This window comes from Pseudoalteromonas sp. (assembly GCF_041629635.1).
Classification (GTDB): domain Bacteria; phylum Pseudomonadota; class Gammaproteobacteria; order Enterobacterales; family Alteromonadaceae; genus Pseudoalteromonas.
Map to the genome: position 1 here is coordinate 1 of NZ_JBFKMX010000117.1, position 11,129 is coordinate 11,129.

General features: G+C 42.0%; 16 protein-coding genes. 3 read left to right on the plus strand and 13 right to left on the minus strand.

Translation table 11 applies throughout. The annotated features are described in order from the left end of the window. A partial coding sequence (locus ABYD77_RS14590; RefSeq protein ID WP_372770852.1) for a hypothetical protein occupies positions 1 to 195 on the plus strand: 195 nt, incomplete at its 5' end. A 46-nt stretch (positions 196 to 241) separates the two neighbouring features. Here ABYD77_RS14590 and ABYD77_RS14595 read toward each other — a convergent pair. Continuing rightward, complete coding sequence (locus ABYD77_RS14595; RefSeq protein WP_372770853.1) at positions 242 to 1,876, minus strand: trypsin-like serine protease; 1,635 nt, start codon at positions 1,874 to 1,876, stop codon at positions 242 to 244. A gap of 395 nt (positions 1,877 to 2,271) precedes the next feature. Here ABYD77_RS14595 and ABYD77_RS14600 point away from each other — a divergent pair, with 395 nt between their 5' ends. Then, a complete protein-coding gene (locus ABYD77_RS14600) occupies positions 2,272 to 2,862 on the plus strand; it encodes a carboxymuconolactone decarboxylase family protein (RefSeq protein WP_372770854.1) in 591 nt (196 codons plus the stop codon). A gap of 37 nt (positions 2,863 to 2,899) precedes the next feature. Here the strand turns inward: ABYD77_RS14600 and ABYD77_RS14605 are convergent, their stop codons facing one another. The 12 genes from ABYD77_RS14605 to ABYD77_RS14660 all read right to left on the minus strand — a co-directional run bounded on the left by ABYD77_RS14605 (position 2,900) and on the right by ABYD77_RS14660 (position 10,656). Beyond that, entirely contained in the window at positions 2,900 to 3,595 is a 696-nt protein-coding gene (locus ABYD77_RS14605) for an aspartate/glutamate racemase family protein (protein ID WP_372770855.1), read from the minus strand. A 4-nt stretch (positions 3,596 to 3,599) separates the two neighbouring features. Next, complete coding sequence (locus tag ABYD77_RS14610; RefSeq protein ID WP_372770856.1) at positions 3,600 to 4,142, minus strand: GNAT family N-acetyltransferase; 543 nt, start codon at positions 4,140 to 4,142, stop codon at positions 3,600 to 3,602. Further along, positions 4,143 to 4,619 (minus strand): hypothetical protein, encoded by a 477-nt coding sequence (locus ABYD77_RS14615; protein WP_372770857.1) that lies wholly within the window; start codon positions 4,617 to 4,619, stop codon positions 4,143 to 4,145. A 65-nt stretch (positions 4,620 to 4,684) separates the two neighbouring features. After that, positions 4,685 to 5,770, minus strand: a complete 1,086-nt coding sequence (locus ABYD77_RS14620; RefSeq protein ID WP_372770858.1) for an alkene reductase — start codon at positions 5,768 to 5,770, stop codon at positions 4,685 to 4,687. Further along, entirely contained in the window at positions 5,767 to 6,201 is a 435-nt protein-coding gene (locus tag ABYD77_RS14625; protein WP_372770859.1) for a YtoQ family protein, read from the minus strand. The genes ABYD77_RS14620 and ABYD77_RS14625 overlap by 4 nt, the downstream gene beginning before the upstream one ends. An 18-nt stretch (positions 6,202 to 6,219) precedes the next feature. Further along, the gene (locus tag ABYD77_RS14630; protein WP_274760220.1) at positions 6,220 to 6,447 is read right to left on the minus strand and encodes a DUF2798 domain-containing protein; all 228 of its coding nucleotides are present in this window, start codon (positions 6,445 to 6,447) and stop codon (positions 6,220 to 6,222) included. 63 nt (positions 6,448 to 6,510) lie between these two features. Continuing rightward, positions 6,511 to 7,050, minus strand: a complete 540-nt coding sequence (locus ABYD77_RS14635) for a hydrolase (RefSeq protein WP_372770860.1) — start codon at positions 7,048 to 7,050, stop codon at positions 6,511 to 6,513. 31 nt (positions 7,051 to 7,081) lie between these two features. Next, the gene (locus ABYD77_RS14640) at positions 7,082 to 7,480 is read right to left on the minus strand and encodes a hypothetical protein (protein ID WP_372770861.1); all 399 of its coding nucleotides are present in this window, start codon (positions 7,478 to 7,480) and stop codon (positions 7,082 to 7,084) included. 31 nt (positions 7,481 to 7,511) lie between these two features. Next, a complete protein-coding gene (locus ABYD77_RS14645; protein ID WP_372770862.1) occupies positions 7,512 to 7,817 on the minus strand; it encodes a Fis family transcriptional regulator in 306 nt (101 codons plus the stop codon). A gap of 79 nt (positions 7,818 to 7,896) precedes the next feature. Next, positions 7,897 to 8,625, minus strand: coding sequence for an SIMPL domain-containing protein (locus tag ABYD77_RS14650; protein WP_372770863.1), 729 nt, complete (start codon positions 8,623 to 8,625; stop codon positions 7,897 to 7,899). A 79-nt stretch (positions 8,626 to 8,704) separates the two neighbouring features. Next, positions 8,705 to 10,225: a carotenoid oxygenase family protein gene (locus tag ABYD77_RS14655; RefSeq protein ID WP_372770864.1), complete on the minus strand. Its 1,521-nt coding sequence runs from the start codon at positions 10,223 to 10,225 to the stop codon at positions 8,705 to 8,707. Positions 10,226 to 10,236: 11 nt separating this feature from the next. Continuing rightward, the gene (locus tag ABYD77_RS14660) at positions 10,237 to 10,656 is read right to left on the minus strand and encodes a DUF2141 domain-containing protein (protein WP_372770865.1); all 420 of its coding nucleotides are present in this window, start codon (positions 10,654 to 10,656) and stop codon (positions 10,237 to 10,239) included. A gap of 81 nt (positions 10,657 to 10,737) precedes the next feature. Between ABYD77_RS14660 and ABYD77_RS14665 the strand changes: the two genes are divergently transcribed. Next, positions 10,738 to 11,129, plus strand: a 392-nt coding sequence (locus tag ABYD77_RS14665; RefSeq protein ID WP_372770866.1) for a hypothetical protein, incomplete at its 3' end; no start/stop codon positions are given.

Below are 11,129 nucleotides of genomic sequence, written 5' to 3' on the forward strand. Positions count from 1 at the left end.
GAAAAACTGCCGGAATTCCCTGAGTTAAAAATTGTGCCAAATGGCACGCCACTGCAAGGCGATATGCAAGCGATGACAGATTACTTGTTTAATTTTGCTGAGTTAGATGCCAATGACTTTTGCTGTTATTTACTGGAAGTGGATCACCCAATTTGGTCGTCAACCTACCGTGTGTACTTTGAACACCAGTTATAACCGCAGGTTTAAAAATGAAAAAAGGCGCCAATTGGCGCCTTTTAGTTTATTGGCACTGACCAACTAATGACCATGCGCCCCATTGACCTGTTTGTTCAGGGTTTTCACCTTGAGTCCACCAGTTTGCTTGGTATACCTTGTTGTTAAGCGATACCTGATCACCGGCAAAATACACCTGTAACGCGTCCCATGTTGGGGCTTGGCAGTTATTCTGGTTGCCGTCTGTAATTGTAAGCGTTTTTGAAATGCTGTCGGTTTGACCGCTGCTATCAACTACTGTCAACGTCACAGTATAAGTACCCGCTACAGCGTAGCTGTGAGATGGGCTTGTCGCTTGCGATGTATTGCCATCACCAAAGCGCCAATCGACACTTGTAATGCTATTGTCATCTGACGAAAGGTTGCTAAATTGCACAGTAGAGCCACTCACACTAAAGCTAAAATCAGCATTAGGTGCTTGGTCGCCACCTGTTGTGCCACAGGTACCTGAGTCTCGCCATACATTGCTGTAAACATCGGGTTGTGCGCCTGTAGACCACCAAGTTGCTTCGTATTTACGGCCATTAAAGCTTACTTTGTCACCCAGTGCATACGATTGCGTTGACGACCAAGCGGTTAAGCCATCACAGCCAGATTGATTACCCTCAGACACAGTAACCGACTTAGTTAAGCTGTTGCTTTGGTTTGCTGTATCAACCACGGTTAATTTTACGGTGTAGGTACCCGCTTGCTGATATTGGTGGCTTGGGTTTTGCTGCTGGCTTGAGCTGCCATCACCAAAGTCCCATTGATAGCTGTTTATGCCATTATCATCACTTGATGAATCGCTAAACTGTGTAGTTAACCCATTAATTGTGAAGCTAAAATTGGCAGTGGGCGCGTTGTCGTTTGTGTCATCACTTATGCCTGTTTTTTGTTTGATCCAATCGAGGTAACTGGTAGTGCGGGTAAATGCCGTGGCGCCACTACATGCAATGCCCCAACTTACCGTACCAATGCTGTAAAAATCATTACCTACTTTTACCGCATATGGGCCACCACTGTCGCCATTACATGCCGAAACGCCACCTGTACCACCGCCACAAATTACCGAATTTGGTATGTTGTAGTTGAGCTGGCTAGAGCAACTGCTATTAGAAATAACAGGCAATTGCACCTCGCGAAGTACATCGCTTGGTGAGCCTTGATTGTAAGTCAGTCCCCAGCCAGAAACCGTTACGCGGTCGCCAACATCGGCATAAGTTTGTTCAATTTGCTGTGTTGGCAGTTTGGCAGGGGTATATTCGCTGCTTGCAGGTGATGCAAGGCGCAGTAGGCCAATATCATAACCACTGCGAATGCCATTAGCACCACGCCAATATTCATGATTTATTATCTGAGATACAGCAATGGTTTGCCCATCATTACGGCTTATGCTGTGTGCGCCAACACGTACTGTTAATGATGCTGTTGATGCGTTATCAAGGCAGTGTGCTGCAGTTAACACCCAATCTTTACTAATTAATGTACCACCACAACCTTGACGGCCATTCATTAATAGTGCGACTTGATAAGGGCGAGAGTATGGTGTTGATTCTGATCCACCAACAATGTTTGGTTTTACTTCAATAAATGCGTTTGCATTGTAACTTGACGCAAGCAAAGTTGAGAATAAGGACAGCGAAAGAAGTTTAATCTTCATGGTATTTCCTTTGTTGTTATTGTTGTACACAAATAAATCTCAGATACACCTCAGAATCAATCTTTAGCTTAATTTATAAACTGGTCATTCCAGTTTGTGTTTTTGCTTTATTTTTATACAGGCAAGAGAGCACCTAAAGATGGTGTGTAACAATTTATTTACATTGTATATTTTGAACTCGCTTTCAAACAGATTGTTTAACGCGTTATTAGCAAGGTGAAAGCAAAAACTAATCTTAAAAAATATAAAAATTTGGTTAGATTTTTCAGTAATTCATACTTGGCTAGTAATTTTGGTTATAAAAAACTAAGTTTTTAAAATGATAGACAGTGGCCATTGGCTTGATTATATTTATGTTGCATATGCAACATAAATATAATCAACAGGAGACAAGCATGGCGTTAGTAACCCCTTTATCATCGGATCACGACAGCGAAGTGGCAGAACTTGCAAAGTTCTTTAACGAAACCTTAGGCTTTTGCCCAAATAGCGTATTAACCATGCAAATTCGCCCAGAAATTGCCCGTGCATTTATTAATTTAAATAAAGCCGTAATGGCAAACGAAGGGCGCGTAACAGCAGAGCAAAAGCGATTAATTGGCTATATCACCAGTGCTAATACGGGCTGTCGTTATTGTGAAGCGCATACCATTTTAGCGGCCGAGCGTTATGGCGGCAGCGATGAGCGTTTAAAGCATATTTGGCAATTTAGAACATCCGATTTATACAGTGATGCTGAAAAAGCCGCATTTGAATTTGCACTGGCGGCATCCAGCGTGCCTAATGCAGTTAATGACGAGATTTCGGCTAATTTAAAAGAACACTGGAATGATGGTGAAGTTGTTGAAATTTTGGGTGTAATTTCGCTGTTTGGTTATTTAAATCGCTGGAATGATAGCATGGGTACAACCATGGAAGACGGCGCTGTTGCTGCAGGCAAAGAGCACCTAACACACAATGGCTGGCAAGTTGGTAAACACCAATAATTGAGCTTTTGTAAAACAGACTGTTGCACTTAAAAGGCTAGTTTTTAAGTGCAAATTTCACTGCTGCATCTGCGTGAATCGTTGTGGTGTCGTAAAGCGGAATGTCGGTATCGTTTTGTGACACCAATAATGCAATTTCGGTGCAGCCTAAAATGATTGCCTGTGCACCTTGGCGATAAAGCTTATTAATTATGTTTAGGTAGCGCTCTTTTGACTCAAGATTATTCTCACCTAAGCAGAGCTCATCATAAATAACGCGATGCACAAAACTGCGGTCGTATTCATTTGGCACAACAACATCAATACCAAATTTTTCAGTGAGGCGGTTTTTATAAAAGCCTTGTTCCATGGTAAACGCGGTACCTAATAAAGCAACGCGCGAAATACCATCATTGATTAGCTGCGCCGCTGTGGCATCGGCAATGTGTAATAGGGGAATTTGAATCTGCTGCTCAATTTGGTGTGCTACTTTATGCATGGTGTTGGTGCAAATTAGTAAGCAATTGGCACCTGCGGCTTCTAAATCTTGTGCTGATTTACTGAGCATATCGCCCATTTGTTGCCATTCGCCTGCCCGTTGTAGCTTTTCGATGTGATCAAAATTAACACTATACAGCAAGATTTGTGCGCTATTTAAACCACCAAGTTCAGCCTTAACACCTTGGTTAATTGCTTTGTAGTAGTTGAGTGTTGACTCCCAACTCATGCCACCTAAAAGGCCTATTGTTTTCATCGTATTACCAATACTCAGCTTGGTTTAGTGGTGCAACACAGCTTATTTCACCAACCAGTTCATTGAGCGACTTACCCGTTAAAGAAACAGCTTGCCACCCGTGTGGGAAAGATAGCGTAAATGGCGGGGTAAGTTGCTTATCTGAAATCGGTTCAAAACCCGTTTTGCTGTAAAAACGTGGGTCTCCATAGGTGACTACAAAGTCTACGCCATGATCTTTTAAGTCGTTAAAGGCAAAGCGGATTAACCCTTGACCAATGCCTTTACCTTGTTGTGATGACGCTACCGCCATTGGCGATAAGATCATCGCTTTAATTTTGCTAGGGTGTTTGAAATAAAGCTGGCTAAAAAACACAGCAGCAAATAAAGTACCGTGCTGATGAGCGATAAAGGGCATTAATTCATCGGTATTACATTCACGTTGCATTTGGTCAGTTAATGCACCGATTTGTAGGCCCGTGTTCGCGCCCTCTGAATCACTAAACACATGAGTGAACAGTGTTGTGATATCACTAGGAGAATGCTGCCCTAAACGCTCAAATTGCATTTAAACAGTACCTTGTTTGCATTGTTGTATGTGTTTACCGTTGTCAGCCACATTATGACGAGCCAGAGGTTTTGTGATTACTTCTGATGCTTTTTCTTTGGTTTCTACATCTTGTAACCATACCGAAATGTTTTCATTGTTAATTTCGTGAGCAAGCTGGTAATTTCCACCTTCAGGAAAATCCATTTTGAAGTTAATAAACGCTTCACGGTAAGAGTGTAAAACGCCAACGTTTTGAAACGTTGCTTTTACCCAAAGGTCGTGTTCGCCTGCTGGGTATTGCCTTGCCGCAATCCAACCCGTTGGTTTTTTGTTATGACACATTAAATAAACGTATTCTTTGGTGTCATTCATATGATCGTAACTAAAATTCTCAACGCGGAAATGACCGTCTTGTACTTCTTTTTCGAAAGGGAACATTGCGCACGCTGTTAAGCTTGCAATAAGAGGTGAAATTAAAAGGAGTTTTTTATTCATCTTGATTCCTTGTAGATGAGTGAGAGTTTTTAGAGTAATTGCTTTTATTCGAAACTGCAAATGTTTCAATAATCGGTATAACCTTCTTTACCAGCACCATAAAATGTATTGTGAACATCATTTGGTAAGGTGTTTAATGGTTGATTTTGCGCCATTTTTTCTACCAAATTTGGGTTGCAAATATATGCTGTACCAAACGCGAATAGCTCTGCAAAGCCATGCTTTAGAAACTGTTCGGAGCGTTGTTGTGTCAGGTCGCCGGCAAGCATTATCGGGTGCGGATAAAGTAAACGCATTTGCTTTCTAAATGAGTCGCTAATCGGTTGGTGATTGCCAATATTTTCCGATAAATGCAAATAAGCTAAGTTTAACGGTGCGAGCGCCTTCAAAAGTGCAAGAGTGAGTTTTGGCATCTCACTGTCATGTTGTTGGAAGCTGCTAGAAACAAATGGTGAAATACGCAGCCCCACTTTATCACTGCCAATAGCATTGGCAACGGCGTTGCAAACATCGACAGTTAAGCGAATGCGATTTTCAATTGAACCGCCGTATTGATCATTACGCTGATTGGCATAACGGCGCATAAACTGATCAAGCAAGTAACCATGTGCACCATGAATTTCAACACCATCAAAACCTGCTAACATGGCATTTTTTGCAGCAATCACAAAGTCATCAACTGTGTTTTGAATATCGCTTAAATCCATGGCTTTTGGCATTGTAGTTTCTATCATACCTAGCTCGCCATTGGCCATTGGGCCATATACTTTATCTGGCTCTTTAAGAGCTGAAGGTGCCAAGGGTTGTAATCCTTCAATAGCAGTACTTGAGCGCCTGCCCACATGCCAAAGCTGGATAAAAATTTTGCCACCGCGCTCATGCACTGCCTGAGTTACTTTTTGCCAGCCTGCTATTTGCTCTTCAGTATAAATACCTGGTGTAAGCGAATAGCCACGTGCAACAGGTGAAATGGGCGCACCTTCTGTAATAATCAGGCCCGCACTTGCACGTTGAGCATAATATTCTGCCATTAAATCGTTAGGAATATTACCTGGTTGCGTGGCACGAGAACGGGTCATGGGTGCCATTACTATGCGGTTTTGTAGGGTGAGCCCGCCAAGTTGCAGGTTATCAAATAGTGTCTGGCTCATGGCTTTAAGGTATACGCTAGTATCTCAACAATTTGTGATGGCGAAGTTGCCCAGGCTTGTGCGCTACCGTCTACTTCTTTAAGTGCATGCACAATGTCTTCGCTATGCAGTGTAATGTAAGGTTTACCTAATGCTGCGCAGTAACCCGCATCAAACGCCGCATTCCACTGTTTGTATTTGTCGCCAAAGCGAATAATCGCTAAATCACACGATTTAATGGCGTTTTGAATACGAATGGCGTTAACTTTTGCTGATTTGTGATCGCGCCAAAATGGATTACTTTCTCCACCTAGGCAATCGCCTGCAGCATCACTGGATTCATGGTCGGTATTGGGCGAAACAAAGGTAATGTCGAGCTGTTTTGCTTGGCAGCCAGAAATGATTTGTTCGCGCCAGTCGCTGTGAATTTCACCTGATAAATATACTTTCATTTTGTGCTCCTTACATGTCTAATCTTTGGCTAAAACAAATTGAGTAAGCTTTGCCACAACGGGTGCTACTAAGGTAACTGCTGGAAAGGCAACAACAAAGGCGAATGCCCATGCTTTTAACCAAATAGTCAGAACGTTATCAACTAATCCAACATTAAATAATGTGATTACAAATGACATTAAACATGACATTAAAAGCGCCATAAAAAAGGCAAAAACAAAGCGTTGATACTTACTCGGGATCATTATTCAGACTACTTATTAGATACACCATCACAGCCTAACATAATTGGCGTGTCAGCGAGAAGGTCACTTAATTAAATTTAAAATGGTTTTAAAACGCTCATCGCGGCAGTCTTTGACTAGCTCAAATAACGCCATTTCAAGGCCTGTAATGCGTGCGCCCAGATGCTGCAATTTATTAACAGCGAGCTGTTTGTTTTCTAGTTTGCGCGATGCAATACAGTCACTCACTAAATGTACTTGGTAGTTATTTTGTAACAGACTCGCGGCAGTTTGATATACACAAATATGCGCCTCAATTCCGCAAACGAGCCAATTGGGTTTGTTTGCTTTGGCGATAGCCGCAAGAAAGTTTGGCTCGCGGCAGGCATCAAAAGTGTATTTGGTAATCGGGTTGATGCCATCTAATAAAGAAGCGATGTTAGGGTGCGTATTGCCAAGTTTTTCAGGGTTTTGTTCAAGCCAAATAATCGGTAAATTGAGCTCTTTGGCACCGCCAATAAGTGCTTGGCAGTGATTAATGTATTGCTCGCCGCCATCCATTAATGTGGCTAATTTTCCTTGAATATCAACAATGATTAAACCGGTATTGTAACAATTTAACATCTTTAGGCTTCCTTATTTGTGCCGTATTTAGCTATTTTGTACGGGTATAGTCCGTCAGTAAAGGAAATTTACTTTCACCAAAATTGATAGTGAGTGATATGGTTTCATCGCCATTAAAAGCGTGTTTAAACGGCAATGGATTAATACGTGCACCATTACTTACCTGCGCTATTAAATGGTTGTGATTTAATGTACGTGAACCGCTAGATAGGTTTTTAATCGTGACGACGGCAAAGCGCTCTCCCTCATCGTTGCTCATTAAAATAAAATTGTTTATTTGAAAATCACTTAGTTCAGGCTCAATATTGCGCTCATTGGGAAACGCCAGTTCAATGCTATTGGGTACCACGCGGTCAACGCTTATCACATCTTCATTGGCGCTCACTAAAAATGGCAAGATACATAATAAAAGGCTAAAAAATCGCAGCATAAGAGTTCCTAGTTAATAATGCCAAACGCCGTTAAGGCGCTTTTTGCTGGGTGGTAAAGTAAATGCATTGGTTTAGTATATTTTGTTTAATATCTAATGGACTAAGCGCATTAATAATAAGTGCTTTGGTGCTATTTAATTCATCACTTTGCATAAAATGGTTTAAAGCGTCGTCGTGTTCAAATACACAAGTGATTTGCAGGCTTTGTGGGAACTTTTGGTAGTTTACGGTATGAGTAATCCAACAAAAGCCTGAAAGATCTTTTAAGTGGTTTTCGCAAAGTGCAGTTAGCGCTTGGCGAATAGAGTTATCAATTTTTTTATCTGATTTGCGCATTATTCTTTATGTTAAAAATTAGCTGAGCAACGAGCTGCTGTTGCTCAGCAAGTTACTATTGGTTAGATGAAAACAAATGTTATGACTTACTTTTAATATCAAATACCACATTAATTGTGGCTTTAAAGGTTAATTCATCTTGAAGATAAGTGCCTGGCGATACCGAGCCCATATCGGCACTTATCATTCGGGCGTTGCCCATTTTTTCCATATTACTGTAGTGTCTGATTTGTTCATGATTTTGAACATCAATACTATAAACTTTGCCAAGTGATGCACCAAATGCTTTGGCAAGTAAAGCGCCATTGCTTTTTGCGTTTTCAATGGCAAGTTCAACGGCTTTTAGTTGTAGCTCTTCTTCTTTTGATGATGCCATCTCAAGATGTTGGATTTGATTTACTTCAACACTTAGTGCTAAGTCCATTACGTCACTTAACAGGTTTAAATCGTTTACCGTAACTTTGATGGTGCGATTAGCTGAATAACCCACATGCAATTGTTTACGTTGCTGCTGAGAGTATTCATAGCGTGGTGACGTGGCAATGCGCGATGCAACAATGTCGTTTTCTTTGATATCAAACTTTTTTAAGCTTTTTAACAGCGCATTAAAGCGCTTGTCTACTTCAGCTTTCGCTTCAGCACTTTTTTTATCAGTATGCTCTACCGATAAATGCAAAATTGCGATATCGGGTTTTACTGAAGTTTCACCGTAGCCTGTAATGGCAATATGTCGGTGATTGGGCAGCTGGCTGTTGGCAGATGCAAAACTGGAAAGCGCTAACAGTGATAGATAAAACAATGGCTTCATGGTACGTCCTTTTTAAATAAGTCTCTGTTTTGAGATACGAATTATAAATAAGTTCACCATAAAGCATTGTCAAGAATTGTTAAACCGCCATAAAATTACCATGAAACCCAAGTGGTAAGGTGTAAGGCAGCCAAGCGCGGCAAATGGGCCCATCACTAACATGACCTATTTTGAAAATATTAACGCAGGTGCGTTTTGACGGCACATGCAATGCTGTACCTACTAAATAGCCGTTTCCTTCTTGTTGTGAATTATCAATAATCACATGCTCTTCAACTAAAAAGTCTTCTCCATAAACAAAGGTATCTTGCTTGCCATTATTTACATTAACCACGCGCACACTGTCGCTCCACACGTCACTTGTTACCGATGATAAAGTCACTAGTAAATTATTTTGTAGCCCTGTTAAGTGGTCGTACACGCGAGGGAATTCACTGATGCCATCAATGATTTGCTTATCGCTAGTACCATTTTGATGAAGCGTGAATAATACGGTGTTGGCAGGGGTAGCTTCGCTAGTTACACCGCGCATTAAATCGCTCATGTAATGCAAGGATTCAATATTTGGGTAAAGGCTTGCATCAAAGCGAATAGTGCCTTTTGCATCTTCCCATGCATTACCAAAGTGAAAAACAAAGCCAGCATCTAACTGGTATTCGCGTTTTAAAGTAAGGGTGTTTTTATCAACTACCAATACGCGCATTGGTTGCTGTTTATTAAAGCGAATAGCACCAAAAAAGCGCTCGTCGGTTTTATCTCGTTCAAGCGATGGCAAAATTATGAGTACATGATGCTGTGTAATTAGAAAATCATGTAGCATGCCGCCACGATAGCCACTTTGCAGCAAATTCACTTTTTGTGTGATACCAAATTTATTGATGTGGTAGAGCACAATGTCGCCGTTGATGGTACTGCCAAAATTCCAAATACTGCCATCAGCCTCAACTTTCGGATGCGCCGAAAAAGGCAGGCCTTTTAAGCTGTTACCATAGCGCGTGTTGTTGCCTAAATTGACAACTCCTTTGGTTGCTAGGCTGGTGGCATCAAGTGCTGTTGCAGAACCTGCTTCCCAAAGTGCCCAAAGCTCGCCATTTACTGGGATCACATTGGTGTTGGCTGTGTTAATTGCATCAGGGCTATTTACCGATAGGCTGTTTTGCAGTTTGCTATCTGGGCCTGAAAATAAAAATTTATTGGCTGTTTGCTCTTTTTGATATTTAGCTGTTTGCACAAATTTGCCCTGATGGGTGATGCCACGCTCAGTAAAGTTAAATTGTTGGATCATGCCATCGCCTTCAAACAGGTGCAGGTAACGCTGATTGTTGCGCTGATGCACCGCTGGTCCATTGCGATAAAGCGAGCCCCTAAAATCACGAGGCACCGCGCCTTCAAGGGTTAGCTGTTGCAAAGGTAAATCATGAGTTACACCTTCAAAGCCAATTAAATTTGGGTTGGAGGCACTTGCTTTTTTAAAAAGCTCGTCGTTAAGTTTTAAAAGGTCGTTGTGTGCCTGTGGCAAATTTGCAAAGGTTGGCAGCGCAGAGCAGCCAGCTACCACAGATAGACCGAATAAGCTTTTAATTGCGTCTCTTCGCTGCATAATGACTTTCCTTAGTAATTTACTTTTGAGGTGTTAATAACTGGGCTATCAGCAACTGCAAATGCCATTTCGCTATAGCTTGGTGGGCCAAATCTCGCAGGAGCGTCATTGGAAAAGCCATAACCTTCAACGGGGATGCTAAGTATATTGGTATCGAGGCTACCGTTATCATTTTCATCATGGAAAAAACGGATGGCGTAGTCACCTGGTGCAACGTCGTTAAACGTTACGCTAACATTACCTTTTTGTGCGTTAACAACGGTGTTGTCATAGACTTTACCTTTTTTGTAGTTGTCCTCTCCTTGGAAAAGCTGCACAAAGAGTTTGCCATTGTTATGCTGAACCGCTTCAATATTAAATTGCACGGTTTGTGCGTATATAGGTAGAATAAAAAGGTTTAAAGCAAGTATGACTAGTTTTAAAAGTTTCATTGTTTGTCCTTACAATTGAGTAGTTATTCGAGCGTTAAATCGCTCTTAGGGAAACCTTAAAATGAATCTTTTAATGCAACAATGACGCTTTCGTCAGTAGGTGAGAGCGCGGAGGCAGCCACTATAACGATTAACGGCACCGGGGAGCGTGACGGCGTCTTGATTCGCAACGACGATGCCCAAATCAGCTCGGTGAAGGGCGATATCAGAATCTTGGGAATCGGCGACAATGGGGTAGGTGTTGTCGACGGTGCTGTAGTCTCGTCCACCGGCAAAGGAGCGGACGCGGCGACGATTACGATCGACGGTGCTGGAGGTACGGGCAGTCACGCTGACGGCGTCGTCATCTTCGGGAATCGGACACGAGTGATGTCAACCGATGGAGACATCAAGATCATCGGCTCGGCGATCGGCGTCGACATCAAATCCTCCAGCGCCGTCACGGCTACGGGCGCCGCGACAATTGGCGTTAC